The 25,010-nt window shown below is 71.9% G+C and carries 27 protein-coding genes; 15 read left to right on the top strand and 12 right to left on the bottom strand.

What is annotated here, in order from left to right; all coding sequences use genetic code 11:
* Positions 1-150: 150 nt before the first annotated feature.
* Entirely contained in the window at positions 151-2,745 is a 2,595-nt protein-coding gene (locus ACIRF9_RS15965; RefSeq protein ID WP_403821428.1) for a D-alanyl-D-alanine carboxypeptidase, read from the bottom strand.
* 229 nt (positions 2,746-2,974) lie between these two features.
* On the opposite strand from ACIRF9_RS15965, the gene ACIRF9_RS15960 reads away from it, so the two are divergent.
* The 3 genes from ACIRF9_RS15960 to ACIRF9_RS15950 all read left to right on the top strand — a co-directional run bounded on the left by ACIRF9_RS15960 (position 2,975) and on the right by ACIRF9_RS15950 (position 5,303).
* A complete protein-coding gene (locus tag ACIRF9_RS15960; protein WP_403821425.1) occupies positions 2,975-3,733 on the top strand; it encodes a GPP34 family phosphoprotein in 759 nt (252 codons plus the stop codon).
* A gap of 330 nt (positions 3,734-4,063) precedes the next feature.
* A complete protein-coding gene (locus tag ACIRF9_RS15955; protein ID WP_403821422.1) occupies positions 4,064-4,921 on the top strand; it encodes a helix-turn-helix domain-containing protein in 858 nt (285 codons plus the stop codon).
* A 190-nt stretch (positions 4,922-5,111) separates the two neighbouring features.
* Complete coding sequence (locus tag ACIRF9_RS15950) at positions 5,112-5,303, top strand: DUF397 domain-containing protein (protein ID WP_403821419.1); 192 nt, start codon at positions 5,112-5,114, stop codon at positions 5,301-5,303.
* 123 nt (positions 5,304-5,426) lie between these two features.
* On the opposite strand, the gene ACIRF9_RS15945 is transcribed toward ACIRF9_RS15950, so the two are convergent.
* From ACIRF9_RS15945 to ACIRF9_RS15935, 3 genes are all read right to left on the bottom strand, one after another.
* Complete coding sequence (locus tag ACIRF9_RS15945; RefSeq protein ID WP_403821416.1) at positions 5,427-6,311, bottom strand: MerR family transcriptional regulator; 885 nt, start codon at positions 6,309-6,311, stop codon at positions 5,427-5,429.
* Between the two features lie 70 nt (positions 6,312-6,381).
* Positions 6,382-6,885, bottom strand: a complete 504-nt coding sequence (locus tag ACIRF9_RS15940; protein WP_403821413.1) for a glutathione peroxidase — start codon at positions 6,883-6,885, stop codon at positions 6,382-6,384.
* Complete coding sequence (locus ACIRF9_RS15935; protein ID WP_403821410.1) at positions 6,882-7,916, bottom strand: ArsR/SmtB family transcription factor; 1,035 nt, start codon at positions 7,914-7,916, stop codon at positions 6,882-6,884. Before ACIRF9_RS15935 ends, ACIRF9_RS15940 begins: the two co-directional genes overlap by 4 nt.
* Before the next feature lie 81 nt (positions 7,917-7,997).
* Here ACIRF9_RS15935 and ACIRF9_RS15930 point away from each other — a divergent pair, with 81 nt between their 5' ends.
* Positions 7,998-9,260, top strand: coding sequence for an MFS transporter (locus ACIRF9_RS15930; RefSeq protein ID WP_403821408.1), 1,263 nt, complete (start codon positions 7,998-8,000; stop codon positions 9,258-9,260).
* Here the strand turns inward: ACIRF9_RS15930 and ACIRF9_RS15925 are convergent.
* The 4 genes from ACIRF9_RS15925 to ACIRF9_RS15910 form a co-directional block, all read right to left on the bottom strand.
* Positions 9,235-9,675 (bottom strand): MarR family winged helix-turn-helix transcriptional regulator, encoded by a 441-nt coding sequence (locus ACIRF9_RS15925; protein ID WP_403822415.1) that lies wholly within the window; start codon positions 9,673-9,675, stop codon positions 9,235-9,237. The genes ACIRF9_RS15930 and ACIRF9_RS15925 overlap by 26 nt on opposite strands.
* 49 nt (positions 9,676-9,724) lie before the next feature.
* Positions 9,725-10,300, bottom strand: coding sequence for a DUF4232 domain-containing protein (locus tag ACIRF9_RS15920; protein WP_403821405.1), 576 nt, complete (start codon positions 10,298-10,300; stop codon positions 9,725-9,727).
* 80 nt (positions 10,301-10,380) lie between these two features.
* The gene (locus ACIRF9_RS15915) at positions 10,381-10,974 is read right to left on the bottom strand and encodes a GNAT family N-acetyltransferase (protein WP_403821402.1); all 594 of its coding nucleotides are present in this window, start codon (positions 10,972-10,974) and stop codon (positions 10,381-10,383) included.
* A 22-nt stretch (positions 10,975-10,996) separates the two neighbouring features.
* Positions 10,997-11,287 (bottom strand): SHOCT domain-containing protein, encoded by a 291-nt coding sequence (locus ACIRF9_RS15910; protein ID WP_403821399.1) that lies wholly within the window; start codon positions 11,285-11,287, stop codon positions 10,997-10,999.
* 119 nt (positions 11,288-11,406) lie between these two features.
* Between ACIRF9_RS15910 and ACIRF9_RS15905 the strand changes: the two genes are divergently transcribed.
* From ACIRF9_RS15905 to ACIRF9_RS15885, 5 genes are all read left to right on the top strand, one after another.
* Positions 11,407-11,832, top strand: coding sequence for a hypothetical protein (locus ACIRF9_RS15905; protein WP_403821396.1), 426 nt, complete (start codon positions 11,407-11,409; stop codon positions 11,830-11,832).
* A gap of 104 nt (positions 11,833-11,936) precedes the next feature.
* Entirely contained in the window at positions 11,937-12,758 is an 822-nt protein-coding gene (locus ACIRF9_RS15900) for an SDR family oxidoreductase (protein ID WP_403821393.1), read from the top strand.
* Between the two features lie 70 nt (positions 12,759-12,828).
* Positions 12,829-14,205, top strand: coding sequence for a cytochrome ubiquinol oxidase subunit I (locus tag ACIRF9_RS15895; RefSeq protein WP_403821390.1), 1,377 nt, complete (start codon positions 12,829-12,831; stop codon positions 14,203-14,205).
* On the top strand, positions 14,202-15,257 hold the full coding sequence (locus tag ACIRF9_RS15890) for a cytochrome d ubiquinol oxidase subunit II (RefSeq protein ID WP_403821387.1): 1,056 nt from the start codon (positions 14,202-14,204) through the stop codon (positions 15,255-15,257). Before ACIRF9_RS15895 ends, ACIRF9_RS15890 begins: the two co-directional genes overlap by 4 nt.
* Entirely contained in the window at positions 15,254-15,769 is a 516-nt protein-coding gene (locus tag ACIRF9_RS15885; protein ID WP_403821384.1) for a gluconokinase, read from the top strand. The genes ACIRF9_RS15890 and ACIRF9_RS15885 overlap by 4 nt, the downstream gene beginning before the upstream one ends.
* 28 nt (positions 15,770-15,797) lie before the next feature.
* Here the strand turns inward: ACIRF9_RS15885 and ACIRF9_RS15880 are convergent, their stop codons facing one another.
* On the bottom strand, positions 15,798-16,004 hold the full coding sequence (locus tag ACIRF9_RS15880) for a hypothetical protein (RefSeq protein ID WP_403821381.1): 207 nt from the start codon (positions 16,002-16,004) through the stop codon (positions 15,798-15,800).
* 125 nt (positions 16,005-16,129) lie between these two features.
* Positions 16,130-16,396 carry a hypothetical protein gene (locus ACIRF9_RS15875; protein ID WP_403821378.1) on the bottom strand — a complete coding sequence of 89 codons (267 nt, stop codon included), beginning with the start codon at positions 16,394-16,396 and terminating at the stop codon, positions 16,130-16,132.
* 248 nt (positions 16,397-16,644) lie between these two features.
* Between ACIRF9_RS15875 and ACIRF9_RS15870 the strand changes: the two genes are divergently transcribed.
* A complete protein-coding gene (locus ACIRF9_RS15870; protein WP_403821375.1) occupies positions 16,645-17,016 on the top strand; it encodes a hypothetical protein in 372 nt (123 codons plus the stop codon).
* Positions 17,017-17,057: 41 nt separating this feature from the next.
* On the opposite strand, the gene ACIRF9_RS15865 is transcribed toward ACIRF9_RS15870, so the two are convergent.
* Positions 17,058-17,480, bottom strand: a complete 423-nt coding sequence (locus tag ACIRF9_RS15865) for a DUF6325 family protein (RefSeq protein ID WP_403822412.1) — start codon at positions 17,478-17,480, stop codon at positions 17,058-17,060.
* A 160-nt stretch (positions 17,481-17,640) separates the two neighbouring features.
* Between ACIRF9_RS15865 and ACIRF9_RS15860 the strand changes: the two genes are divergently transcribed.
* Together ACIRF9_RS15860 and ACIRF9_RS15855 are read left to right on the top strand one after the other, a co-directional pair.
* Positions 17,641-18,951, top strand: coding sequence for a hypothetical protein (locus tag ACIRF9_RS15860; RefSeq protein ID WP_403821373.1), 1,311 nt, complete (start codon positions 17,641-17,643; stop codon positions 18,949-18,951).
* A 148-nt stretch (positions 18,952-19,099) separates the two neighbouring features.
* Positions 19,100-20,035: a cyclase family protein gene (locus tag ACIRF9_RS15855; protein ID WP_403821371.1), complete on the top strand. Its 936-nt coding sequence runs from the start codon at positions 19,100-19,102 to the stop codon at positions 20,033-20,035.
* Between the two features lie 30 nt (positions 20,036-20,065).
* On the opposite strand, the gene ACIRF9_RS15850 is transcribed toward ACIRF9_RS15855, so the two are convergent.
* Complete coding sequence (locus tag ACIRF9_RS15850) at positions 20,066-20,755, bottom strand: GAP family protein (RefSeq protein ID WP_403821368.1); 690 nt, start codon at positions 20,753-20,755, stop codon at positions 20,066-20,068.
* A 225-nt stretch (positions 20,756-20,980) separates the two neighbouring features.
* Between ACIRF9_RS15850 and ACIRF9_RS15845 the strand changes: the two genes are divergently transcribed.
* The 3 genes from ACIRF9_RS15845 to ACIRF9_RS15835 all read left to right on the top strand — a co-directional run bounded on the left by ACIRF9_RS15845 (position 20,981) and on the right by ACIRF9_RS15835 (position 25,000).
* On the top strand, positions 20,981-21,889 hold the full coding sequence (locus ACIRF9_RS15845; protein ID WP_403821365.1) for a YhjD/YihY/BrkB family envelope integrity protein: 909 nt from the start codon (positions 20,981-20,983) through the stop codon (positions 21,887-21,889).
* A gap of 115 nt (positions 21,890-22,004) precedes the next feature.
* Complete coding sequence (locus ACIRF9_RS15840) at positions 22,005-23,585, top strand: GMC oxidoreductase (RefSeq protein WP_403821362.1); 1,581 nt, start codon at positions 22,005-22,007, stop codon at positions 23,583-23,585.
* Positions 23,582-25,000 carry a DUF2252 domain-containing protein gene (locus tag ACIRF9_RS15835; protein WP_403821359.1) on the top strand — a complete coding sequence of 473 codons (1,419 nt, stop codon included), beginning with the start codon at positions 23,582-23,584 and terminating at the stop codon, positions 24,998-25,000. Before ACIRF9_RS15840 ends, ACIRF9_RS15835 begins: the two co-directional genes overlap by 4 nt.
* The last annotated feature ends 10 nt before the right edge of the window (positions 25,001-25,010 follow it).

Below are 25,010 nucleotides of genomic sequence, written 5' to 3'. Positions count from 1 at the left end.
CCGTCTTCTGTTCTCGGCCGCGTCCTGTTCGCGTCCGCTTCATGACAGCGTCCTTGCGACCGGCGACCTGTCCCGTTTCGCGACGCTAGCACGCACCCCGCCGGGCGGCTGCCCGACGGGGTGGTGAGAGGTACGGACGGGGCCGACGGGTCAGCCCAGCCGCGTCAGCTTGTCCGAGAAGCCCGGCTCGACCAGGTCGCTCTGCAGGGCGACCGGGACCTTCACCGCACCGCTGGTGCCGTCCCCGACGGTGAGCGTGCCCACCTGGGTGCCGGCCTTCGCCGTGTGCGGAACCTCGTCGGCCGCGAACTTCAGCTTCACCGTCAGCCCGGCCCAGCCGACCGCCGTGACGTCCTTCGTGACGACGACCGGGGTGTGGCCGCCGAGCTGGTCGTCCACGTACCCGACGACATCGCCCTTCTTCAGGATCTGTGCCGAGGTCAGCGCGTCCTGAGCGGCGGTCAGCGCCGCCCTGCTGACCTTGTTGGCCGTCGCGAGGATGCCCTGCTTGTGCTGTCCGAGGACCGCCCCGACGACGGTGACCGTCTCGCCGCCGACCTTCTTGCGGGAGGCGAAGAGGAGGTTGCCGCCGGCCTTGGTGGTGGAGCCGGTCTTGATGCCGATCGCGCCCATGAGGTAGGGCAGCTCGTTGTAGTTCGAGTAGTAGCGCCCGGAGGGATCCGTCCAGCTGGCCGCGCTGGTGATCGTGACGAGGGCCGGGATCTTCACGACCGCGTTGCCCAGCTTCACCTGGTCCTCGGCCGTGGAGACGGTGGTCTCCTTCAGCCCGGAGGGGTCGGTGTACGTCGTGTTCGTCATCCCGAGCTCCTTGGCGGCCGCGTTCATCTTCTCGACGAACGCCGCCTCGGTGCCCGCGTCCCAGCGGGCCAGCAGCCGGGCGATGTTGTTCGCCGACGGGATCATGATCGCCGAGAGGGCCTGCTGCAGCGTCAGCTTGTCGCCGGCCTTGACGGTGTCGAGGGTGGACTCACCGTCCTGGTTGTAGCCGCCCTCCTTCTCGGCGGTGGCGTCGACGGTGATGCTCGGACCGTCGGCGCCCGTCTTGAGCGGGTGGTCCTGGAGGACGACGTACGCGGTCATCGTCTTGGCCACCGAGCCGATGGCGACGGGCGTCTGCTTGCCGAAGCTGTCCATCGTGCCGACGCCGTCGACGTCCATCCAGCCCTGGCCCTCGTCCGACCAGGGCAGGGAGAGCTTGCCGCCCTCGAAGGTGTACGAGTCCTTCGCGGTCAGCTCCAGCGCGGTCGCCGGCACCGGGCGAACGGCCTGCACGACTGCAAACACGATCACCAGCAGGATGACCAGCGGGGTCCAGATCTTGAGGCGCCGGCCGAGGGTGCGCATCGGGGTCGGCGGGGGCGGCGGGGTGTTCGTCAGCTCCGCCAGCAGGTCCAGCGGCGGCTTCGGCGGCAGTGGCTGCTGCGTCGTCCGCTCGGGGCCCACCTGGGGCACGAGGGCGGTGACGGCGGTGATGTCGCCGGGCGTCTTCGGCGGCCGGGGCTCGTCGAGCGGCTTGAGCGCGACGAACTTGCTGGTCCGCTCCACGGGCGGCGCGGCCTTGGGCTCGTCCGCGGCGGGCTTGTCCGTGCTCGGTGAGTCGGTGCTCGCCTTGTCCGTGCTCGCCTTGCCCGGGGCCGACTTGGCGTCGGCCGCCTTGTCGGCCTCGGCCTGCTTGCCGTCGGTCTGCTTGCCGTCGGTCTGCTCGCCGCCGGCCGGCTTGGGCCTGGTGGCGCCGCCCAGCTTCAGCATGGTGGTCGGCTGGTCGACGGTGGGCTTGGGGCGGGGAGCCTTGAAGACGGCGGTGGGCTGGTCGACGGGGGAGTCGTCCTCCTCCTTCTCCTCCCTCTTGTCTTCCTTGCCCTCGTTGTCTTCCTTCTCCTGCTTGTCGCCCTCGCCGTACTCGTCGGCACGGGCCGCCCACTTGGGGGCGGGCTTGGAGGCGGGCTTGGAGGAAGGCGCGTCGTCGGACGCAGGCTTGTCCTCGGCCTCCGGCTTGTCCTCGGCCTCCGGCTCGTCGTCGGCCTCCGGTTCGGCCTCGGCCTCCGGTTCGGCCTCCGGCTCGGTGCTCGGCGCCAAGTGCTCGGCCTCGGCCGTGTCCTGGGCCCGCTCCTCCGCCGAGTCGTCCTCGTCCTCGGTCCCGGAGTCCGCCCCGGAGGTCTCCGGCGCGGAGTCCGTGGCGCCCTCTTCGTCCTCGTCGGCCGCCGACTCGCCGTGCGCGGAGGCCGACGGACGCGCGTCGGAGTCGTCCTCGGAGTCGTCCTCGGAGCCCTCCGACGCGTCCAGGGTGTCCTCGGGGCCCCCGGAGTCCTCGGAGGCGTCGGAGTCCTCAGAGGCACCCTCGGGGCCCTCAGGGGCGTTGGAGGCGTCCGGGTCGGTCTCGGAGCCCTCGGGGCCCCCGGAGTCCTCAGAGGGGCCCTCAGGGCTCTCCTCGGTGCCCCTCCCGCCCTCGGCCCCGTCCGGACTGCCGGTCCCCGCGGCCCCGTCGGCCTCCTCGCTCGCGTCCCGCGGGTCCTCGATCTCCAGTTCCCGTACGGAGAACACCCGCGTCGCCGTGTCCACGCCGCCCCGCGAGGTGGACTCCGAAGCCGAGGCCCCGTGTTCCCGCGCCACCGCGATCCGCGGATCGCGGGGTTCGCGCGCCTCGGGAACCGTTCCCGCGCTCCCCGACGTCGCTTCCGCCGACGACTCGCGCTGCTTCGACCTGTCGGGGGACTCGCCCGCCACCGATGCCTCCTCGCTTGTGCTGCATGTGCTGCCGAACCGTGAAAAGCCCGCCCTGGACCCGCCTCGGGGCGCTGTCCGAACCATGTACCAGTGTCCTGTGTAGAGGGCTTGGCTCCTGCGGTAGACGAGAACGACATACCTACTGGTTCCACTACAAACAGGTCACGCACCCTCGACAGACCAATGTGAGAGGGGTCACCCTGTCATTCATCCACGCGGGGAGGCATGGATGGGCAGGAGCCGCAGAACGATTCCGGAAGAGCTTCTTCTGCTGGCGTTGGACCCGACCACGGGTACCACCGCACAGCCGCAGTCGCTCGACCTTGGTCTGGCCGGAGCACAGCTAGTGGAGCTGGCGCTGGCCGGACGGATAGCCCCAGACGGGGATCGTATCGCCGTGGTGTCCCCACGGCCGACTGGAGATCCGACTCTGGACTGCGCGTTGGAGTTGCTGCGAAGGCGTGGCGCTCCTGTACGTGCCGTCCACTGGATCGGCGGGCCGCGTCTCGGGCTGCGCCAGACCTACCTCTCGCATCTGGAGCGGTGCGGCATGGTGCATGCCGTGGCGGGCCAGATGTGCGGAGTGCTGCCGACGACTCGCTACCAGGCGACGGACACCGAGATCAGCCGGGAGATCAGGGCCCGGCTGGACTCCGCGATCCGCACCGGCGTACCGCCGGACCCGCGGACCGCGGCGCTCGCCGCACTGGCGCACGCGGTCGGCCTCGGCAAGCACCTGTACCCGGGGAACGAGGGACGTTCGTCCCGCTCCCGGCTGCGGGACCTGATCAGGCACGACCCCATGGGCGGTCTCGTCGCGCACGCGGTGATGGACGTCCAGAACGGTGCGGCGGCCCAGCCGCGCCGCAGCCCGACGGCTCCGGCCGGCCGGCAGACAGGACCGGGTGGCAGGCCCGTACCGGAACCGGCCCGTGGTGTTCCGGCACAGCCGCGCCGCGGCCCCATGGCGCGTGTCGTGGCCCACTGAGCCGCAGTTCCACGACACGCCCGCGAGCACGACTCGCTCGACCCGTATGACCCGTTCGGGAGCCGCCGCGGCCCGCGCGGGGTGGTGACGCCGTACGTCCGTAGGACAGACGGTGCCACCGCCCCGCGCGGACGCATGTCCGGGGGCGCCCCGGCTCGGGCACCGCGACGGGCTCGCGGCCCGCGCGTTGCAGGGGTCGTGACCCGAACTGGCGTGTACCGGCCGCATATCCACCGTTTTCCAGCGGTACAAAGCACCTTGGTGGCAGTCTGCTGAACAGCAGATACGCAAAGTGTCAATTACAGGCATGCAGCCGGAGGTGCGCGTCCCGTGACGTCCAATGTCAATCCCACGGTCAGGCGACGCCGGTTGGGCCAGGAACTGCGCCGGCTCCGTGAAGAGAAGGGCATGACCGCCGAACAGGTCGCCGAGCGGCTGCTCGTGTCCCAGTCGAAGATCAGCCGGCTGGAGAACGGCCGACGCAGCATCAGCCAGCGCGATGTGCGCGACCTGTGCGGAGTCTACGAGGTCGAGGACCAGCGCATGGTCGAATCGCTGATGGAAATGGCGAAGGACTCCCGCCAGCAGGGCTGGTGGCATGCCTTCGGGGACATTCCCTACAGCGTGTACATCGGCCTGGAGACCGACGCGGAGTCGCTGCGGGTGTACGAACCCCAGACGGTCACCGGCCTGTTGCAGACCCGCTCGTACGCCGAGGCCATCATCCGGGGAGCGCTGCCGGAGCGGCCGGAGGCCGAGGTCGACAAGCGGGTGCAGGTGCGCCTGCGGCGGCAGGAACGAATCACCAACGACGACAGTCCGTTGCGTCTGTGGGTCGTGCTGGACGAGGCGGCCCTGCGCCGGGTGGTGGGCAGCCGGCTGGTGATGCGCGAACAGCTCGAGCACCTCGCCGAGCTGTCGCGGCTGCCGCATGTCACGGTGCAGGTGCTGCCGTTCGAGGTCGGTGCGCACCCCGGTCTCAACGGCCAGTACACGATCCTGGAGTTCGCCGACGCGTCCGACTCGAGCGTGGTGTACATCGAGGGTGTGACGAGCGACCTCTACCTGGAGAAGGCGTACGACGTCCAGCAGTACTCGGTGATGTACGAGCACCTGCGGGCGCAGGCGCTGAACGTGGAGCACTCGCGGCGAGTCATCGACGACCTGGCGAAAGAGTATGCGCGATGACCCCCTTCCGTGAGGGGCGGCGCATACTACACCGCTGACACGCTCGACTGGAAGACTCACCTGGAATATGCCATTCGACCGAGTGAATGACTCCTCCGATTAGCAGGGTTGGCGAGTAGCGTCGATCACGCCAACGATCACCGACGTTGGCGCAAAACCGTGACTCGCCAACTGGCTAACGGAGCAATCAATGGCAATTCGTCTGGGCGCCACGGACACGTGGACGACGTCCTCCTACACCAACGGCAACGGCGCCTGTGTGATGGTCAGGTCGACCTTCGAAGAGACGCTGGAGCTCGGGGACACCAAGATCCCCGAGGGCCCCAAGCTGGCCTTCCCCGCCGGCGCGTGGAACGCCTTCGTGGCGTCGGTGAAGGAGTAGGGCGAGGAACGTTCTCAGCAACGCACCCGTTCCACCTCGACCATCGCACAGCCACCGACAGAGCCCTCTCGACAAGATCGCCGTCCTTGCCGAGGGGGCTCGGCCTGATCCGGACGCCGGGCCCTACCCCCGCCTGACCGGGAACGCCACGTCGCACACCGGGTCCTCGGGGCCCGCCGCGTCCCAGTCGGCGAAGTAGATCTCGCGGCACGGGCCGTCGTACTCCCAGCCCTCCCGCTTCATCCATGCCTCCACCGCCTCGAACGCGGCGATGATCTGGGGATGCGCGACCTGTGCCTTGGTGATCCGGGTGTACGCGAGCTTCCGGGCCGGCTCCACCCGCGCCTCGATCCGCCGTGTCCGTCCCTGTGCGGCCGCCCAGGTCCGGGCCGCCGCCTCGTCGGCGACGGGCACACAGGACTCCGCGGGGCCGTCGCTCTCCATGGAGACCTCGGCGTGGTACGCGACGAACGGCGCACCGGTGGTGCCCCCGCACGCGACCGCCGCCTCCTCCAGCCGGCCGAGGGAGGCGGGGATCCAGGACGGCAGCTCGTCCGCCAGCACATGGCGGGTCTCGGTGATGATCACCTGCTCGGGCAGGTCGACGGTCGTTACCTCGAACTTCTCGTACATCTCGGAACTCCTCCCGGAGAGTCGTCCACGGAGGTACTCGGCGAGCGTGCGCCGGGCGGCGAACCGGGCCTCGGTCTCGGCCCAGTGGGCGGCGAGCAGGTCCGCGCCCTCGGCGCCACCGGTCTCGACCACCTCGGCGATCCGGGCCAGCGGCATGTCGAGCTGCCGCAGCAGCGCCACCAGCCGGGCCCGGTCCACCTGGCCCGCGCGGTAGTAGCGGTAGCCGCTGACCTCGTCGACCCGGGCCGGGGCCAGCAGGCCCAGCCGGTCGTAGAGGCGCAGCGCCTTGGCCGTCAGGCGGGCCCGCGCGGCGAACGCGCCGATGGTCAGCAGTTCGTCGTCGTCGCGTACGTTCACCTGGTCATCCTCCGTCACCGGGCGGTCTGCTCCGCCCGGCGACGAGGAGACTCCGCCTTGCCCCAGGGGCAAGGTCAAGCGGTCCGGATCAGCCCAGCTGCGCCTCGATCGCGGTGACGACCTCGTCGGACTCCGGCTCGGTCTGCGGGGAGAAGCGGGCGACGACGGCGCCGTCACGGCCGACGAGGAACTTCTCGAAGTTCCAGCGGATGTCACCCGTGTGGCCCTCCGCGTCCGCGAAGCCGACCAGGCGCTCGTACAGGGCGTGCCGGGCGTCGCCGTTCACCTCGGCCTTCTCCGTCAGCGGGAAGGTCACGCCGTACGTCGCCGAGCAGAACTCCGCGATCTCCTCGGCGGTGCCGGGCTCCTGCCCGAGGAACTGGTTGCAGGGCACGCCGAGCACGGTGAAGCCCTGGGCGGCGTACCGCTCCTGGAGCTTCTCCAGACCCGTGTACTGCGGGGTCAGACCGCACTTGGAGGCCACGTTCACGATGAGGACGACCTGGCCCGAGTACTCCGAGAGCTGCGCGGAACCGCCCTGGAGGGCACCGATCTCGACGTCGAGGGGGGAGGAAACGGCATCAGTAGTCATGCCTCGGATGCTAACTCCGCCGGGTGACGAGCCTTCTGTGCCCCCACCAGTACCTCCCCCGCCCCCGTCCGCCAGTACAGCACCGACCGTCCGGCCCGGCGCCGCTCCACCAGCCCCGCGTCCAGCAGCACCCGCAGATGCCGGCCCACCGAGCCGAGCCCCTGCCCGGTCAGGGCGACCAGCTGGGTCGTGCTCAGCGGGCCCTGGCCGAGCAGCACCAGGACCGCCGCCCGCGCCGGACCCAGCAGGGCGCCCAGGGCCGCCGGCACGGCCCGCTCCCGGTCGTCCCCGGCCAGCGCGCCCGCGCACGGGTAGACGACGGCGTACCGCTCCCGCCCCTCCCACGACACCCAACCGGCGCTCGGCGTCACCGGTACGAAGACCAGCTCGGCGCCGGAGATCTCACGGGGCGGGTATGCGTGCGCGTTGACCTGGAACCGGTTCTCCCCGAGCCACCGGGTCCCCGGCCGCAGGGAGTCCAGCACCGCCGCCCAGCCGCCCCGGCCGGCCTGCGCGGTCCGCGCGACGACATCGGCCTCCAGGACGCGCCGGCGGCGCTCCCAGGACGGCCGTACGGTCGCCTCCCACACGTACGTCAGCAGTGCGGCAGCCCGTTCGGGCAGGTCGTCGCGGTCCAGGGCGGCGGGCAGCGGCCCGGCGAGGGACACCCGCAGATGCGCGCGGGCGGCCGCCGGATCCGTCGCCCGCACCCGGGCCACGCCCTGCTCGAAGCTCTCGCCGTCGCGCGGTGTCGGGGTGAGGAAGTCCGCGATCCATCCCCCACGCTCGAATGCACTCGCGCGGGGGGACCCCCATCGCCCGAGCCCCGAGCGGATCAGCAGCGCGGTCACCGGATCGGCCGCCGGGCCGGCGCGGTAGCCCGGCAGCTGCTCGCGCAGCCACTCCTGCTCACCGGGGTGCGCCCCCACGCCCCACTGCAGCAGCCTCAGGCTCGCGAAGGTCTCGGCGAGCGGTGAGAGCACGAACCGGCTGCGGGCCAGGGTGTCCGCGTCGACCTGCCACCAGCCCATACGGCCCCCCGCTCGCGTACGACGTTTCGCGCACCCGCGAAACAATAACCACCCTCCCCGCGCCCGCCCGAGACTCCGTCCATGTCCGGTTACCGAGAGCTCTTCCGCACCCCCGAGTTCACCCCGCTCTTCGTCTCAGGCGCCGCGCACGGCGCCGCCCACACGGTGGGCGGGCTCGCCCTGGGCATGCTCGTGTACGACGCCACCGGCTCGCCGCTGCTGTCGGCGGTGAGCATGTTCGGGCCCTCGCTCGCCCAGGTGCTGGGCGCGACCCTGCTCCTCTCGGGCGCCGACCGGCTGCCGCCGAGAGCCGCGCTGACCGGCATCCGGCTCGCCTTCGCCGCCCTCACGGCCCTCCTGGCCCTCCCCGGCCTGCCGGTGTACGGCGTCCTCGCCGTCGTACTCCTCCAAGGGCTGGTCGCGTCGCTCGGCGGAGGGGTGGCGTGGGGTCTGCTGAACGAGATCCTCCCGGAGGAGGGCTATCTGACGGGGCGTTCGCTGTTCAACATCATGAACGGCCTGACGCAGATCACGGGTTACGCGACCGGGGGCGCACTCGTGGCCGCCCTCTCCCCACGGCCGATCCTCCTGCTGGCCGCCCTGCTCTACGCGGCCGCCGCCCTCGTCACCCGGCTCGGTCTGTCGGCCCGTCCGCCACGCGCGTCCGGCCGCCCCTCGGTCGCGGCGACCTGGCGCACCAACGCCGTGCTGTGGTCCTCCCGCCCCCGCCGCCTCACCTACCTGGGCCTGTGGCTGCCCAACGGGCTGGTCGTCGGCTGCGAGGCCCTGTTCGTGCCGTACGCCCGCGAAGCGGCGGGCCTGCTGTTCGCCTGTGCGGCGCTGGGGATGCTGGTGGGGGACGTGACGGTCGGCCGCCTGCTCCCGCCGGCCGTACGGTCCCGGACGGCGACCCCGCTGCTGTTGCTCCTGGCCGGCCCGTACGTCCTCTTCGCCCTGCACCCGGCCCTCCCGCCGGCCGCCGGCTGCGCGGCCCTCGCCTCCGTCGGCTTCGGCGCGAGCCTGGTCCAGCAGGAACGCCTGATGTCCCTCACCCCACCCGAACTCAGCGGCCACGCACTGGGGTTGCACTCCTCCGGGATGCTCACCATGCAGGGGGTCGGCGCGGCGGCCGCGGGTGGGGTGGCCCAACTCACCTCTCCGGCCGTCGCGATGACGGTGATGGCGCTGGCGTCGATCGCGGTGACGGTGGCCCTGGCGGTGGCGGGCCGGGCGGGCCGGGGCCGCGTGCCGAAGGAGCGCGGGGCTGTGACATGTGCGGCTCCGCCGCAGGGGCTCGAGCAGCCCGCCGACCGAGCGTTCAGACTCCGGCCTCCGGGTCGGTGAACACCTCCGGCACCCTGTTGTCGAGGACCACACGGGCGAGGAGCGCGGTCAGGCGGTCGCGCTCGGCCGGGGTGAGCCCCGCGGGCAGCGTCTCGATCCGCTCGCACGTGTCGTCGTAGAACTCCTGCGCGAGCCGGTGACCCTCCTCCGTGAGTCCGACCCGTACGGCCCGACCGTCGCGCGGGTCCGGCTCGCGCCGGACCAGTCCGCGCTGGACGGTACGGTCCACCAGGCCCGTCAGGCTCGACTTGGCGAGCCCGAGCAGCTCGCCGAGCTCGCTCATGCCGTACGGCTGCGGCCTCAGCACACACAGCAGTTGGCCCTGCTGCGGTGTGATGCCGTGCACCCGGCTCGACTCGGCGTAGACGGCGTTCACCAGGAACGCCGACCGTACGAGCGCGGGCACGACCCCCATCTGCTCAGCTGCGGCTCTCCCCATAAGGGCACCCTAACCGCAGCTCCGTTCAGGCGGGTTCGACCGCGGAGACGGGGGTGACGGTCACCGTGTCGTCGCACTCCGCGAACACTCCGTCGTCCAGGGCCACTTGGTGCGCGCCCGACCCGGGCAGGCCGACGACGATCGTCGGGTACGACACCGGATCCGCCCCCGACGCGCAGTACCCGTCGGCCTCTCCCTGGACCTGTACGAACGTCAGCTTCACCCAGGCCTTCCCGTCCGGCGCCACCGTCACCGGTGTCGCCGTACCGGTGGGCGTCACCTTCAGCGGGTGGTTGCGCTCCGGGGAGCCGTTGCCCGCGCCGGCGACCGTCGGGTGGCCCTTGAGGACGCAGGACGCGCCGGACACGTTGACGAACTCCACGATCGCCGCGCCGGTCCCGGTCCCGGCCGGGCGCTCGGCGGCCTGCCGGGCGGTGGCCTCCAGGTCCTCGACCGAGCAGGTGGGCGCACCTTCCGATGCCGGCGCCGGGCCGGCCGGGTCCACGCCCGCGTCGTCCAGGCCGGGCTCGCACCCGGTCACCGTCAGCGCGGCCGAGGCCGCGACCACCACCAACACCGTCCTGCCGATGCCGTACCGCATACCGTCCCCCGAACTCGCTCTCCCGGGACCGGTCCTCACCGGCCCCGCCGACGCAGACGGACGGACTGCGGCGTGGAGTTCTACCGGATGACGCCTTGTGACGGATCGGTGACGATATGTACATGACGATGGCCGTCGAGCGGGAAGGCGGGAGGCGCGGCGGGCAGGGTGCCGTCGAGGACGTAGCCGGTCTTCTCGGCCACGCGGCACGAGGCCGCGTTGTCGACCTGGTGGAGGAGTTCGAGGCGGGTCAGGCCGGTCGGCGCGAAGGTGTCGGACGCCCAGGCCGTGAGGGCCCGCAGGGCACGCGGTGCGACGCCCCTTCCGCGTGCGTGCGCGGCGGTCCAGTACCCGACCTCCGCGCCCGGCCTGCCGGGTGCGGCCTCCTTGAGGACCACCTGGCCCACCAGGCGGCCGGCGTCGTCGGGACCGGGGCGCTCCTCGAGGACGGCGAAGCAGAACCGGCGGCCGGACGCCCAGCCCTCCTGCTGGGACTCCACCCAGCGCACCCCGTCGGCCTCGTCGCTCACCCGGTGACTGGTCCAGCGGCGCAGCACGGGATCCCGGAACACCTCGACCAGCGCGCCCGCGTCCGACGTCCGCCAGGGGCGGAGGACGAGGGCGGGGGTGCCGGGCTGCGCGTCGGCTCGGAGTACGACGTGGTGGGGTGGCATCCGGTGATCGTACGGGGTGCCCTCAGGCGAGCAGCCTGCGCTTCTGCTCCTCGAACTCGGCGTCGGTGAGGACGCCTTGGGCCTTGAGCTCGCCCAGCTCCTTGAGCTGGTCGATCTTGGTGCTCGTGTCGTCGGCCATGGACGGGGCCGGCGGGGGTTCCTGGTAGGCCGGCTGCTGGTAGGCCTGGGGAGCCTGGCCGGCCTCCTGGGCGGCCCAGCGGCCCTGCTGGCGGCGGGACACCCGGTTGGAGACCGCGGTCGCCGTCCCCGCGACCACCGCGGTGCGGGCGACTCCGCGAAGAAGACCTGGCATGGCGATCTCCCCTCGTGCGGGACGGTACGTCCATTGCATCACGGTTCTCGCTGATCTGCCGGGGGCGGTTATTCGTGGCAGGCTGGAAATGTGTGTTCGCCCAGTCGAAGGAGTTCGAAATGGCCACGCACGGCACGGGAATGACACGAACCACCGAACGCGGGGGAGTAGCCGTATCCGGCTGGATACTGTTCGCCGCGATCATGATGGTGTTCGGCGGTGTCATGGCGATATTCGAGGGAATAGCCGCCATAGCCGAGGACGACGTGTTCGTCACGACCAGGAATTTCACTTTCCAGTGGAGCCTCACCGGCTGGGGCTGGCTGCACCTCGTGCTCGGCATCGTGGTCACGCTCGCGGGCATCGCCCTGTTCAGCGGGGCCATGTGGGCACGCGTCGTCGGCATCGCGCTGGCCGGGCTGTCCATGATCGCCAACTTCGCGTGGCTGCCCTGGTACCCGTTCTGGGCCATCATGCTGATCGTCATCGACGGCTTCGTGATGTGGGCGCTGTGCGTCGGGCCCAGCAGGGAGGCCCGAGCCTGAGCCGTCCGCGGTAATTGCGCCGTTCGGCCCCGGCCTTCACCCGCACGTGCCGCCGGGGCCTGCGCCGCCGGGCCGTCGCGCCCCCGCGGTGTTTTCGTGGGCGGGTGGATATTCAGCAGATCGACATTCCTCTTCTCCGGGGACAGAAAGCTCTCGTCACGGGAGCCAATTCCGGTATCGGCAGGGCGACCGCCGTCGCGCTCGGAAGGGTCGGCGCCGATGTCGTGGTGAACTACGTGGCCGGCCGGGACGCCGCCGAGGAAGTCGTCCGCGAGATCGAGGGGTTCGGGGTCCGCGCCTACGCGCACGAGGCGGACGTCTCACAGGAGGACCAGGTCGTCGCGATGGTCGACCGCATGGTCAAGGAGTTCGGGACCATCGACGTGATGGTCGCCAACGCGGGCCTGCAGCGGGACGCCCCCGTCACCGACATGACGCTGGCCCAGTGGCACAAGGTGCTGGACGTCAATCTCACCGGCCAGTTCCTGTGCGCGCGCGAGGCCACCAAGGAGTTCCTGCGCCGGGGCGTCGTCCCCGAGGTGTCGCGCTCCGCCGGGAAGATCATCTGCATGAGCTCGGTGCACCAGCTCATCCCCTGGTCCGGACACGTGAACTACGCGGCGTCCAAGGGCGGGGTGCTGATGCTGATGGCCACGCTCTCGCAGGAACTCGCCCCGCACCGGATCCGGGTCAACGCCGTGGCGCCGGGCGCCATCCGCACCCCCATCAACCGCAGCGCCTGGGACACCCCCGAGGCCGAGGCCGACCTGCTGCGGCTCATCCCCTACCGCCGGGTCGGTGACCCCGACGACATCGCCAACACCGTCGCCGTCCTGGCCTCGGATCTGCTCGACTACGTCGTGGGCACCACGATCTACGTGGACGGCGGCATGACCCTCTTCCCCGGCTTCGCCACGGGCGGCTGACATCGACGCCGTTCACGCCGTCGGCGTCCTGGCGGCCACCCCGCCCCAGCTGCTGCCCGCCCGCGAACTGATGGCCTTCACCCTGGCCTCCCACATCCTGCTCGTGCCCTTCGGCGTCGCCCTGCCCGCCCTCACCCTCCTGATGCACCACCGCGGGCTGCGCAGGGGCGACGAGGCGGCGCTGCGGCTCGCGCGCCGCTGGTCGGCGGTGATGGCCGTGCAGTTCGCCATCGGCATCGTCACCGGCACCGTCCTGTCGTTCGAGTTCGGGCTGCTGTGGCCCGGCATGATGGGGCGCTGGGGCGATGTCTTCGGGCTCGCCTTCGGCATCGAGGGCTGGGCGTTCTTCCTGGAGGCCATCCTCATCGCCATCTACCTCTACGGCTGGCGCACGCTCCGCCCGTGGCCGCACTTCTGGGTCGGCGTCCCGCTGTGCGCGTCCTCGCTGCTCGGGGCGTTCGGGATCATCGCGGCGAACTCGTGGATGAACACACCCCAGGGCTTCACCCTCGACGCCTTTGGGAACCCGGCGAGCGTCGACGTACGGCGGGCGATCTTCACCCCGATCTTCGGCCCCGAGTACTGGCACTTCCTGGGCGCCGCCTATCTGACCGCCGCGTACTGCGTGGCCGGTGTGTACGCCGTCGGCTGGCTGCGGGGGCGCCGGGACCGCTACCACCGGCTCGGCTTCACCGTGCCGTTCACGGTCGCGGCCGTCCTCACCCCCGTCCAGTTCGTGCTGGGGGACTCGCTGGCCCGCGCCGTCTTCCACAAGCAGCCGGTGAAGTTCTCCGCCATGGAGATCGTCTGGAAGACCGACACCCATGTCCCGGAGTACTTGTTCGGCCGGCTGAACCCCGACGGGAGCATCTCCGGCGGCATCAGAATCCCCCAGCTGGACTCGATCCTGGCCGGCTTCAGCCCGGCCACTCAGGTGCCGGGGCTCACCGCGGTCCCGGCCGACACCCGCCCGACGACCACTCAGGCCACCATCGTCCACTGGGCGTTCGACATCATGGTGACCCTCGGCAGCCTGCTGATCCTGCTCGCGCTCTGGTACGGCTGGTGTTGGCTGCGCCGCCGCGACCTGCCCCGGTCGCGCTGGTTCTTCCGGTGCGCGGCCGTCGCCGGGGCGGCGTGCCTGGTGTGCGTCGAGTGCGGCTGGGTCACCACCGAGGTGGGCCGCCAGCCCTGGATCGTGTACCAGCACATGCGGGTGTCGGAGGCGGTCACCGGCACGCAGGCCTACGGGCTGTGGACGATGTTCGGGATCGTGGTCGTCGTGTACGTCTGCGCCTTCGCCGCGTTCCTCGCCGTCGTACGGAAGATGAGCGCCCGGTGGCGGGAGGCCGACGCGTCCGGGGACGTCGTACCCGAAGGGCCGGAGAGCGAGATCCCCTACGGGCCGCGGGCGTCGGCCGGGGCCGGGAACGGGGACCGCGCATGAGCGCCGCCAGTCTGATCGCCTGGGTGCTGCTGATCCTGGTCGCCGCCTACGCCTGCGCCGGGGGCACCGACTACGGCGCCGGGTTCTGGGACCTCATGGCCGGGGGCGCCCAGCGCGGGGAACGGCCCCGCCGGCTGGTCGACCACGCGATGGCGCCGGTCTGGGAGGCCAACAACGTCTGGCTCGTCTTCATCCTGGTCGTCATGTGGACGGGCTTCCCGGTCCTGTTCCAGACGGTCTTCTCGGCGATGTGGCTCCCGCTGGCCCTCGCCGCGGTGGGCCTGGTCCTGCGCGGCGCGGGCTTCGCCCTGCGCAAACCGACCCGGCGGCTCGCGGGGCGCCGCGTCTACGGGGCCGCGTTCGCGGTCTCCTCGCTGCTGACGCCGTTCTTCTTCGGCGCGGTCGTCGGGGGCCTGGTCACCGGCCGGGTGGCGCCCGGCACACCGGCGTCGGCCGACGCGTGGTCCAACAAGACGTCCGTGATCGCGGGCCTGCTCACCGTCGCGGCGACCGCGTTCCTCGGCGCGGTCGCCCTCACCGCCGACGCCCGCCGCTTCGGCGAGACCCCGCTCGTCGGCTACTTCCGGCTGCGCGCCTGGGCCGCCCTCGCCGTCATCGCCGTCCTGGCGTGCGTCGGCCTCGGCGTGACGCACGCCGACGCCCGGTACGTGTACGACGGTCTCACCAGCGGCCTCGGGCTGGTGCTGGTGATCCTGGCGGCCGTCTGCGCGCTCGCCACCGCGGTACTGCTGTACCGGGTGGCCACCGGATGGGCTCGGGTCACGGCGGCCGCCTCGGTGGCCCTCGTGGTCTTCGCGTGGGGCGTCGCCCAGCGGCCGTATCTCATCCCGACCTCGCTGACCGTCGCCGAGGCGGCGGGCGCCTCGACGACGCTGCGCTGGCTCGCGTGGGTCACGCTGATCGCGGTGATGCTGGTCGGACCGGCCCTGGTCCTGCTCTACCGGCTCGACACCAAGGGCGCCCTGCGACCCCTCACCGACGCGGACCTGCGCCGGGCGGCGCCCGGGAGCGGACCCGAGGGGCCCGCGTGATCGTCGTCGTGCTGGGTGTGACGGGCTCCGGGAAGTCCACGGTCGGCGCCGCGCTCGCCGACGCGCTCGGCATGCCGTTCCTGGACGGCGACGCGGTCCACCCCGCCGCCAATGTCGCCAGGATGCGCGCCGGACACGCCCTGGACGACGCGGACCGCGCGCCGTGGCTGCGCGCCCTCGCCGACCGCGTCAGCGCCTCCGCCGACGCGGGCCGGGGGCTGGTCGTGGCCTGCTCGGCGCTCAAGCGCCGCTACCGCGACGAGTTGCGGTCCGCCGCGCCCGGGGTGTGGTGTCTGCACCTGGTCCTGGACCGGCACACCGCCCGGCGCCGCGTCGCGGCACGCACCGGGCACTTCATGCCGGCCGAGCTGGTCGACTCCCAGTTCGACGACCTGGAGCCACTGGACCCGGACGAGCCGGGCGCGACCCTCGACGCCACGGGCGACCTCCCGGCCACGCTCGCGCTGGCGCGTTCCGCGGTGGCAGGGTTCGGTGGGGGAGCGGTGCGGTGAGGTGGTCGTGGGGCTCTCCCCGTGGGCGTCAGGCGAGCAGTACCGCCACGTCCCCGACCCGGGGCGTCGGGCCTGCCGTGCGGGTCACGGGGAGGAGGCGGCCGTCGGGGCGGACCAGGAAGAGCAGGTCGACGCCGTGGGGGAGGGGGCCCGTCACGGGGTGGGTGCGGACGTGGGCGCCCCGGGCATAGCGGCGCTTCAGCTCGGCTCCGGTCAGTTCCGTGCCGAACAGCACCTGGCCGCCCGAGTGCGGGGCGACGACGCCCTCGCTGTCGACCGGCGGGCCCAGACGGTGGACCGGGCCCTCGACGCTGCCGGCCAGGTTCGTGGCGGCCAGGGCGTTGAAGTCGTCCTCCTCCGTCAGCAGCAGGACCCCGTGAGGCCTTCCAGCTCGGCACCGGCCCCGGTGGCCGCCGCGAACAGCTCCCCCGGGGCCAGTTCGAGGCCGGCGGCGGTGATCCTCTCCCGCTCCTCCTCCCGGCCCGCCCACAGCGCGACCTCCAGCCCCGCCGACCGCAGCGCCAGCCCCAGGTCGACCACCCAGGGGGCGCCGCCCGCCGGCACCTGCGAGCCCACCGCCAGGACGACGATCAGGGCCAGGCCGGTGAACACCTGGTCGGTCGTCACCGCGGGTGCGCCTTCCGGGATTCAGCCGACTGGGCCCGCCCCGGATGACGCGGACCGCCGGTCGCGGCACCCTGTGCAGAAGAGGCCTCAGGCTTCCCGCCGAAACCGCAGGACCCGCTGAACCCGCAGGACCCGCAGGACCCGCTGAACCCGCTGAACCCGCAGGACCCGCTGAACCCGCTGAACCCGCAGGACCCGTAGGACCCGTAGGACCCGCTGACCTCCCGCACAGACGAGGACTCGTCGCCATGATCTGTCGTAGCCGCGCCGGCCGGCGGGCCGGAGCCGTCGTTCTCGTGCTCGCCGCCGCGGGCTGTACGGAGCACAACGCCTTGGGCACGATCGAGTACACGACCCCGGGCAAGCGCGTGGTGAAGATCCAGAGCCCGTCCGACGAGGACTGCCACCGCATGCCGGGCGGCGCCCACAGCGTGGTCAACTACACGGTCGACGACATCCGGCTCTACACCAACGCCGACTGCGTGCTGACGAAGGCCGGCGACGACCAGAGCGGCCAGACCGGCGGGGAGAGCTTCTACCTCGGAACGCAGATGTCCGTCGAGTTCACGCCCGGCCAGGACCCGTGGCTCAGCTACTCCGTCGTCGGCGGTGGCGGCTGAGCCGCCGGCCGGCATCCCGGCCGGCGCCGTCGCCGGCACCCTCAGGAAGCCGCCTCGGCCGCTTCGAGGGAGGCGAGGACGGCCTGTACGGGCAGACGACCGGAGGCGACCAGCTGTGCGCCCCCGTGCCGCAGGGCGGTGGCGAAGGGCGCCGCCCACAGGTTCTCGTAGATCAGCAGCCCGGCGGAGTTGCCGGGTTCGACGGCAGCGGCGGCCTCCTCCAGGTCGTCCTGGCCCAGCAGACCGGAGTGGACGCCTTCGAAGACGGCGAAGTCGAGCTGTCCGTCCCCGGTGAGGTCGGCGATCTCCAGGGCGGTCACCGAGCCGTCCTCTTCCTTCCTGATGAACATCAGGTCCAGGATGCGGATGATGCCGCGATCCACCAGATCGACCAGCAGCGGGAAGGCCTCGCCCGTCATGCGGTTGCCGGGGAACTCCACGACCACGTAGTCGATGGGCCCCATGTCGTCGATTTGCTCGCTCACGGTCGTCACCCCTGGTGTTCGTGGGCCCCCTGACTGCCATTGCATCACCGGACTTGGGCCGCCGCACCCCGGTGCGCGGGTCACTCCACCGGCCCCGCCCGGCTCGCCCGGCGGCCCGCACCGGGATCTCCTCGAAGACATGACAGACAGCGACACGCCCCCTCCGGACCGGTCGCAGGACCGTGAGCTGGAGGAACTGCGGCGCCGGGTGGGGGAGTTGGAGAGTGCCCACCGCGAGCCGCATCACCGGCTGAGGGCGCTCGGCTCGTGCCTGCTGATCATCCTGGCGTCCCTGCTGGCCCTGCTCGCGGTGGTCGCGGTCTGGGCGAACAGCATCGTCCGGGACACGGACCGCTACGTCGCCACCGTGGCCCCGCTGGCGTCCGATCCCGACGTCCAGCAGGCCGTGACCACCCGGGTCACCGATGCCGTGCTCAAACAGATCGACGTGGACGCGCTGGTCGCCCAGCTGAGCGACGCGGCGAAGGAGCAGGGCGTGCCGCCCAGGATCGCGGGCCTCGTCGACAACCTGGACGGGCCCATCACCAGCGGTCTGAAGGAGCTGGTGAGCGGCACCGTGATGCGCGTGGTCTCCAGCCCCGCCTTCGAGACGGCCTGGGAGAACGCCAACCGCCGGGCCCACGCCGCCGTGGACAAGGCGCTGACCGGCAGCTCCGACAGCGTCGTGCAGCTGAAGGATGATCAGGTCGCCATCGACGTCGGACCCGTCGTGGCCCAGGTGAAGGATCGGCTGGTGGACGCGGGGCTGACGGTGGCCTCGAAGATCCCGGACGTCCACACGGACTTCGTCATCGTCCAGGGCAAGGACGTCGGCAAGATCAAGTCGTATATGCGGGTGCTGGAGATCATCGGCAACTGGCTGCCGATCATCGCGGTGCTGATCGCCGCCGCCGGCGTGTTCCTGGCGTCCCATCGCCGGCGGGCGCTGATCGGGGCCGCGATCGGGGTGTTCCTCGCCATGGTGCTGCTCGGCGTGTCCCTCACCGTCTTCCGCGCGGTGTACCTGGACCACCTGCCGGCGGGCACCAACGAGGCCGCCGCGGGCTCCATCTACGACACGCTGGTGCGGTTCCTGCGCTCCAGCGTGCGGGCGGTCGGCGCACTGGCCGTGGTCACGGGCCTCGGCGCGTTCCTCGTCGGGCCCTCCCGGCCGGCCGTGTTCATCCGTCACTTCTGCAGCAAGGGCATCGGTGCGGGGCGGGACGTGGCCGCCTCGGCGGGACTGCGGCTCGGTGCGGTGGGCCGGTTCGTGCACCGCTTCAAGACGTGGATCGGGGCGGCGATCCTGCTGGTGGCCGCGATCGTCCTGTTCACCTGGAGCTATCCGACCATGGCGGTCGTGCTCTGGACGGCCGTGATCGTGCTGGCCGCGTTCGGCATCCGCGAGTTCCTGGACACGGGACCCGAGGAGAAACCCGGGGCGGCCTGACGGCCCCTAGGGGGTGTGGTGAAAGTCCCGCACAGCACCCGCGGCGCCCGGCACGCACCCTCGCCGCACCGGACACCGCGGGCACCGCACTGGACTTTCACCACACCCCCTAGGTGCGCGGGGCCGGGCGCTGCCGGATGGTGGGAGCATGCGGACCTCCCAGGAGCTCAGCGAGTCCGGCTTCCGGGCGCTGTACCGGCGGCTGCTCAGCACGGCACCCGGCGCCGCGTCGCCCCGGGGCGCGCTGGACACCCTCACGGCCGACCGGGTGCTGGCCGCCGTACGCGAGGTGCGCGCGGGCCGTACGGTCTCGCTGGCCTCCCCGGTGAACACCCTTCCCGCGCCCGACGACCCGCGGCCCGCCGAGCACCGGCTCGTCGCACCGGCGGGCGGCGTCCCGGAGCCCGGCGGCGGCCTGGACTTCGCCCGGGACCGCTTCGCCATGGACGTCCACGGCGATGTCGACACCCACCTTGACGCCCTGTGCCACGTCATCTACGACGACACCCTGCACGGGGGCGTCCCGGCCGCCGACGCCCTGACGCCCCAGGGGGCGAGGACCCTCTCCCTCGACCTGGTCCGCGACGGTGTGGTGGGCCGCGGTGTGCTGCTCGACATACCGGGGCTGCACGGCGTGCCCTGGCTCGAACCCGGCACCGGCGTCACCGCGGAGGACCTCGTCGCCGCCGAGGCCCGGCAGGGCGTCCGGGTCGGCCCCGGCGACATCCTGCTCGTCCGGGTGGGGCACCGGCGGCGCCGCGAGGAACTCGGGCCGTGGGACGTGGCCCGTGCGCGGGCCGGGCTGCATCCGGCCGCGCTGGAGTTCCTGGCCGAGCGTCAGGTGGCGGTGCTCGGCAGCGACGGCAACAACGACACCGCGCCCAGCGCGGCACGCCGCGTGGCCTTCCCGGTCCATGTCCTCGCCGTGCACGCGATGGGGCTGCATCTGCTGGACTACCTGCGGCTGGAGGAGGTCCTGCCGGTGTGCGCGGGGGAGGGGCGCTGGTCGTTCCTGTGCGTGCTCGCCCCCATCCGGCTGCCGGCCGCGACGGGGGCGCCGGTCAATCCGCTGGCGGTTCTGTGAGCGGTTCGGCTCCGCGCGCCGTTCAGGACATCAGCCGGACGTCAGCTGATAGATGCTCCTGCCCACCAGGAACAGCCCCGCCACCAGCGCGACGGCGACGAGCGCCTGCTCCTGGTGCGTCTGCAGCCAGGTGCGCAGCTTCCCGAGGCGCACCCGGGCCGTGTCGGGGGAGAACGTCATGTAGACCTCCATCGCCAGCAGGCTGCTGGTGGCGAGGACGCAGTACACGATCAGGACCACGAAGGAGGAGGTCTGGGAGAGGTCGGCACTCACCACCGTCGCCGCCCCGGCCGCCACCAGCCCCCACGGCTGCAGCAGCGGGGCCAGCCCTGTCGCCGTCCAGACGGAGATCCGGTCGAGCCGCGCCGTCATCCCGCCGGACCCCCCGGACCCGCCGGAGGACTCGTGCCGGTGCCGGGTCCGATCGCGTGGCCGGTGCCGGGACCGGTGGCGGTGCCAGGCGTACCAGATCAGGCCCACGCCGACGGCGAGCTTGGCGGTGGTCGCGGCGGTGGAGGGCGAGGACTTGGGCGGCGGGGGTTCGCCGCCGGTGGTGAGCAGCACCGCGGCCAGGACGACCACGAAACAGGCGAGCCAGGAGAAGAGGAAGGCCAGCCCCTTCCAGGCCCCGCCACGCGCCGACAGCACCAGGACGAACGCGGTCACCGACAGCGGGAACACGGCGATCGCCAGACCGATGAGCACCAGGTCAAGCACCATCGCGGCCCCCGGGGAGCCGTGCGGGCCCCGGCACGCGGCCGCTCTCGCTCATGGCCCCATCGTCACCGCAGCACCGGAGCCCCACAAATCCTCCGTGGCCCGCCCCGGGGCCCTTCCGACGCCGGAGGCTCACGAGCGGCCGCCGAGGACCCGGCCGTCACCCGTACGGCCCCCGTCCCGCTCCCGCCGCGAGCCGGGCGGTCGCTGCGGCGGCACCCTGGCAGCATGGAGCGGCGGCAGCGGAGGCGGGGGCGGACGGCCTCCGTCACGTCCCGGCTGCTCGCACTGCGTACCCGGGCCGAGGACCGGTTCCCGCTGATCACGCATCTCATGTCCCACCTGATCTCGGTGAACGTGCTGGACTCGGCGACCCGGCTGGCCGCCCAGACGTTCCTCACCGCGGTCCCCCTGCTCTTCGTGGTGGCCTCCATCGCCCCACAGGCACTGCGCGACCAGTTCGTCGACTCGCTGCACCACGTGTTCGGGCTGTCCGGAAGCGCCGACTCCGAACTGCACAAGGCCTTCCGGACCGACGACAACACCGACGACGTGTGGCAGACCACCGGTGTCGTCAGCGGGCTGATGGTGCTCGTCTCGGCGACCGCGTGCAGCCGTGCCATGCAGCGGCTGTGCGAGCGCGCCTGGAGCCTGCCCAAGGCGGGCGCGCGGGTCGTGGCGTGGCGCTGGATCGCCTGGCTCGCGGCCTGGCTGCTCATGATCGTCCTGCAGGGGCCGCTGCGGAACGGCTTCGGCGTCGGGCTGTGGCTGGGCGTGCCGCTGCTGATGCTCGCCGAGATCGCCATGTGGTGGTGGACCCAGCACCTGCTGCTCACCGCGCGCGTGCCGTGGCTGCCGCTGCTGCCGGGTGCCCTGCTGACCGGGGTCTCGTTGGGCGTTCTCACCTCCGTCGCGTCGCTGTACGTGCCCCGGGCCCTCAATCACAGCCTGAACAAGTACGGCTCGCTGGGCGCCGTCTTCACCCTGCTGTCCTGGCTCATCACGCTGTGCGTGGTGGTGACCCTCTGCGTCACCGCCGGCGCGGTCGTCGCCCGGGAACCCTGGGCGGCCCGGTACCTGGGCACACCCGAGTCGCCGGGCCCCCCACCCGGGGCTACCTTGGCAAAGGGGCGGTAGGCGCCCCTTTCGTCTCGCCCCTTTCGTCTCGCCCCTTTCGTCTCGCCCCTTTCGTCTCGTCCCTTTCGTCTCGTCCGGCAGGACCGGAGCGCACGCTCCGAGAACGGCGGCCGGTATGTCCGACGCGCGGCACTACGACGTCATCGTCATCGGCACCGGCGCGGGCGGCGGCACCCTCGCCCATCGACTGGCGCCCACGGGCAAAAGAGTCCTCCTGCTCGAACGGGGTGACTATCTCCCCCGTGAACGGGACAACTGGGATTCCACCGCGGTCTTCGTCCGGGGCAGATACCGCGCCCCCGAATTCTGGTACGACAAACACGGAAACCCGTTCCCGCCGGAGGTCAATTACTACGTCGGCGGCAACACCAAGTTCTACGGCGCCGCGCTGTTCCGGCTGCGCCCGGAGGATTTCGGCGAGCTGCGCCACCACGACGGAGTCTCGCCCGCCTGGCCGCTGCGGTACGAGGACCTGGAGCCGTACTACACCGAGGCCGAGCACCTCTACCTGGTGCACGGCCGGCACGGCGAGGATCCCACCGAGGGGCCGACGAGCGCGCAGTACGCCCATGAACCGGTCCAGCACGAGCCGCGCATCCAGCAGTTGAGCGACGACCTGGAGAAGCAGGGGCTGCACCCCTTCCATCTCCCGATCGGGGTGAACCTCACCCAGGACGAGCGGGGCGCGCCGACCCACGACAGCGTGTGCATCCGCTGCGACCGCGTCGACGGCTTCCCCTGCCTGATGGGCGCGAAGTCCGACGCCCAGGTCGTCTGTGTCGACCCCGCGCTGCGCCACGACAACGTGGAGCTGGTCACCGGCGCCGAGGTCCGGCGGCTCGTCACGGACCCGGCCGGACGGAGCGTCACCACGGTCGAGGCGGTGCTGCGGGACGGCTCGACCGAGCGGTTCGGCGCGGACATCGTGGTCGTCGCCTGCGGCGCGGTCAACTCCGCCGTACTGCTGCTGCGTTCGGCCGGCGACCGGCATCCGGACGGGCTGGCCAACAGCTCGGGCGTGGTGGGCCGGCACTACATGCGGCACAACAACCTGGCGCTGATGGCCGTGTCCAGGGAGCCCAACGACACCCGGTTCCAGAAGACGCTCGCCCTGCACGACTGGTATCTGGGCGCCGACGACTGGGACTTCCCCCTCGGGGGCATCCAGATGCTCGGCAAGTCGGACGCCGAGCAGATCCACGGGGAGGCGCCCCGCTGGGCCGGCACGGTCACGCCGGACATGCCCTTCGAGGTGCTCGCCCACCACGCGGTCGACTTCTGGCTGTGCGGGGAGGACCTGCCCGCCCCCGGCAACCGCGTCACCCTCGACCGGGACGGCGCCGTCCACCTCACCCTGGACGAGAGGAACAACACCGCCGGGCTGAACCGGCTGCGGCACAAGCTGCAGCACCTGCTCGGCCGTCTCGGGATGCACGAACACCACCTGCTGCCGCACAGCATCTACCTGCACAAGGGCATGCCCATCGGCGCCACGGCACACCAGGCGGGGACCGTCCGCTTCGGCAGTGACCCGGCGAGCTCGGCGCTCGACGTCCACTGCAGGGCCCACGACCTCGACAACCTCTACGTCGTCGACACGAGCTTCTTCCCGAGCATAGGGGCGGTCAATCCGTCGCTGACGGCCATCGCCAACGCCCTGCGCGTCGGCGACCACATCGCGGAGCGTGTGCAATGAGCGAGCACAACCCCACCGGCCACGACCTGCGCCACCGCACCCCCAAGGAACGAGCAGAACGCGGCAGGGCCGCCCGGTCCGACGTACCGCGCTCCGCGCACGCCGAGTTCACGCCACCCCCCAAGCGCACCGATCCGGTGGACATCATCGAGACGCAGTCCGCGAAGCGGGTCCAGGAACTCGTACCGATCCGCTACGGCAGGATGAGCGAGTCGCCGTTCCGCTTCTACCGGGGAGCCGCCGCCATCATGGCCGCGGACCTCGCCGAGACCCCCCGCACCGGCCTCAGGGTGCAGTGCTGCGGCGACGCGCACATGCTGAACTTCCGGCTGCTGGCCTCGCCGGAACGCCGGCTGATGTTCGACATCAACGACTTCGACGAGACCCTGCCCGGCCCGTGGGAGTGGGACGTCAAGCGGCTGTCGGCCAGCCTGGTCATCGCGGGCCGCGCCAACGGCTTCCGCGCCAAGGAGCGGGCGGCGGTGGTGCGGGCCGCCGTACGGTCGTACCGCGAGCGGATGCGGGAGTTCGCGGCGATGACCAATCTCGAGGTCTGGTACACCCGCTTCGAGGCGGACGAGCTCCAGCAGCAGTTCGGCGTGGACCTCGACGCCAAGACCCGCGAGCGCTGGGCGGAGACCCGGGAGCGGGCGCGCGGGCACGACACGCTGCAGGTCTTCGACAAGCTCACCCATGTCGTCGACGGCAGGCGCAGGATCACCGACGACCCGCCGCTGCTGATCCGGCTCGACAACCTGTTCCCGAAGGGCGAGGGCGGCGCGCTGGAGCGGGAGATCACCCGGCTCGTCGAGCGGTACGGCCAGTCCCTGCCGTCCGACCGCCGGTTCCTCCTGGAGACCTACCGTGTCGCCGACATCGCCCGCAAGGTCGTCGGCGTGGGCAGCGTCGGCACCCGCTGCTGGATCATCCTGCTGCTCGGCCGGGACGACGAGGACCCGCTGTTCCTGCAGGCGAAGGAGGCCGACGAGTCGGTCCTGGCGCCCTACGCAGGCGCCAGCGGGTTCCGCACCCAGGGCGAGCGGGTCGTCGCCGGGCAGCGGCTGATGCAGGCCACCAGCGACATCTTCCTGGGCTGGGAACGCGTCACCGGCATCGACGGCCGCCGACGGGACTTCTACGTCCGCCAGTTGCGCGACTGGAAGGGCATCGCCGTGTCCGAGAACATGTCGCCGAAGCGGATGGCCCTGTTCGGGCAGCTGTGCGGCGCCACCCTGGCCCGCGCCCACGCCCGCTCCGGCGACCGCATCGCGATCGCCGCCTACCTGGGCGGCGGTGACGTCTTCGACCGGGCGCTGGCGACCTTCGCCGAGCTGTACGCCGACCAGAACGAGAAGGACCACCAAGCCCTCCTCGACGCCGTCGAGGCGGGACGGGTGGCCGCAGAGGCGGCGTGAAGGGAGACCG

Origin of the sequence: Streptomyces sp. NPDC096132 (assembly GCF_044763345.1) — a bacterium.
GTDB lineage: Bacteria > Actinomycetota > Actinomycetes > Streptomycetales > Streptomycetaceae > Streptomyces.
Note: the sequence above shows the minus strand (reverse complement) of the source record. Positions and strands in the feature narration are given on the sequence as shown.

Coding starts and splice junctions, on each gene's coding strand:
- ACIRF9_RS15960 (WP_403821425.1), top strand. CDS start 2,975: ATGGGCAGGAGCCGCAGAACGATTCCGGAAGAGCTTCTTCTGCTGGCG.
- ACIRF9_RS15950 (WP_403821419.1), top strand. CDS start 5,112: ATGGCAATTCGTCTGGGCGCCACGGACACGTGGACGACGTCCTCCTAC.
- ACIRF9_RS15940 (WP_403821413.1), bottom strand. CDS start 6,885: ATGACTACTGATGCCGTTTCCTCCCCCCTCGACGTCGAGATCGGTGCC.
- ACIRF9_RS15935 (WP_403821410.1), bottom strand. CDS start 7,916: ATGGGCTGGTGGCAGGTCGACGCGGACACCCTGGCCCGCAGCCGGTTC.
- ACIRF9_RS15930 (WP_403821408.1), top strand. CDS start 7,998: ATGTCCGGTTACCGAGAGCTCTTCCGCACCCCCGAGTTCACCCCGCTC.
- ACIRF9_RS15925 (WP_403822415.1), bottom strand. CDS start 9,675: ATGGGGGTCGTGCCCGCGCTCGTACGGTCGGCGTTCCTGGTGAACGCC.
- ACIRF9_RS15920 (WP_403821405.1), bottom strand. CDS start 10,300: ATGCGGTACGGCATCGGCAGGACGGTGTTGGTGGTGGTCGCGGCCTCG.
- ACIRF9_RS15915 (WP_403821402.1), bottom strand. CDS start 10,974: ATGCCACCCCACCACGTCGTACTCCGAGCCGACGCGCAGCCCGGCACC.
- ACIRF9_RS15910 (WP_403821399.1), bottom strand. CDS start 11,287: ATGCCAGGTCTTCTTCGCGGAGTCGCCCGCACCGCGGTGGTCGCGGGG.
- ACIRF9_RS15905 (WP_403821396.1), top strand. CDS start 11,407: ATGGCCACGCACGGCACGGGAATGACACGAACCACCGAACGCGGGGGA.
- ACIRF9_RS15895 (WP_403821390.1), top strand. CDS start 12,829: ATGGCCTTCACCCTGGCCTCCCACATCCTGCTCGTGCCCTTCGGCGTC.
- ACIRF9_RS15890 (WP_403821387.1), top strand. CDS start 14,202: ATGAGCGCCGCCAGTCTGATCGCCTGGGTGCTGCTGATCCTGGTCGCC.
- ACIRF9_RS15870 (WP_403821375.1), top strand. CDS start 16,645: ATGATCTGTCGTAGCCGCGCCGGCCGGCGGGCCGGAGCCGTCGTTCTC.
- ACIRF9_RS15865 (WP_403822412.1), bottom strand. CDS start 17,480: ATGGGGCCCATCGACTACGTGGTCGTGGAGTTCCCCGGCAACCGCATG.
- ACIRF9_RS15860 (WP_403821373.1), top strand. CDS start 17,641: ATGACAGACAGCGACACGCCCCCTCCGGACCGGTCGCAGGACCGTGAG.
- ACIRF9_RS15855 (WP_403821371.1), top strand. CDS start 19,100: ATGCGGACCTCCCAGGAGCTCAGCGAGTCCGGCTTCCGGGCGCTGTAC.
- ACIRF9_RS15850 (WP_403821368.1), bottom strand. CDS start 20,755: ATGGTGCTTGACCTGGTGCTCATCGGTCTGGCGATCGCCGTGTTCCCG.
- ACIRF9_RS15845 (WP_403821365.1), top strand. CDS start 20,981: ATGGAGCGGCGGCAGCGGAGGCGGGGGCGGACGGCCTCCGTCACGTCC.
- ACIRF9_RS15840 (WP_403821362.1), top strand. CDS start 22,005: ATGTCCGACGCGCGGCACTACGACGTCATCGTCATCGGCACCGGCGCG.
- ACIRF9_RS15835 (WP_403821359.1), top strand. CDS start 23,582: ATGAGCGAGCACAACCCCACCGGCCACGACCTGCGCCACCGCACCCCC.